Raw genomic sequence first — 788 nt, 5'->3', positions numbered from 1 at the left:
GACAACCCAGCGTCTCGGTTGCACGGTGAAGCCGACCTGATCGGGTTTTCTTTTAACGATCTCGACAGCGATCGAGGTTGCCTCGGCCACACGCGGTCCCTGATATCCCGAATCGGCGAACACCTTTCGGATAAAGGGGAATGGTCGCCGCGAGGCGTCCAGGACCGGACCTGCGCCGTCGCGATCCTGGATGCTGGCGGGATGCGGATAAAGGACGAGAGCCCGACCGTCGGTGTCGACCAGCGCATGGCGCTTGCGGCCTTTGATCTTCTTGCCGGCGTCATAGCCGCGCGGGCCGCCACTCTCGCAGGTCTTTACGGTCTGGCTGTCGATGATGGAGGCCGTGGGTGAGGCCTCTCGGCCGCAACGTTCGCGATCCAGCATCAGGAGCTTGTGGTTGATCTTCTCGAAGAGGCAGGTGTCGCGGAACAGGCAAAACCAGCGAAACACCGTGCTTTTCGGTGGAAAATCCGATGGCAGAAGACGCCATCCGATTCCGCCGCGCATGACGTAGAAGATCGCGTTCACGATCTCGCGCAATGGCCATTTGCGCGGTCGCCCCGTCGGGCGCACCGTGGGCATGAGTGGTGCGATCAAACTCCACTCTGCGTCCATCATGTCGGTTTCGTAACGCAGGCTTTCCCGGTTATGCTGGCGGCGAGTAGCTGGCGTCCACATCAGGTCTCTCCAATCAGGCTTCGACAACCCGTTGGAATCACGACCGCGCCAGCTGCTCAACCCTTCCGCGAGATCACTATTGAAGCACATGTTTTTGTATGGATGTAGAT

The 788-nt window shown here is 59.9% G+C and carries 1 protein-coding gene; it reads right to left on the bottom strand.

Features of this window, described 5'->3' with window-relative positions; genetic code table 11:
- Positions 1-678: IS5 family transposase (locus tag G6N73_RS36025; protein WP_165034590.1), on the bottom strand; the 678-nt coding region annotated here is incomplete at its 3' end.
- Positions 679-788: the final 110 nt, after the last annotated feature.

It is taken from the genome of Allomesorhizobium camelthorni (assembly GCF_011045125.1).
GTDB lineage: Bacteria > Pseudomonadota > Alphaproteobacteria > Rhizobiales > Rhizobiaceae > Allomesorhizobium > Allomesorhizobium camelthorni.
The sequence above is the reverse complement of the archived record's forward strand: the minus strand, read 5'-3'. Positions and strand labels throughout refer to the sequence as shown.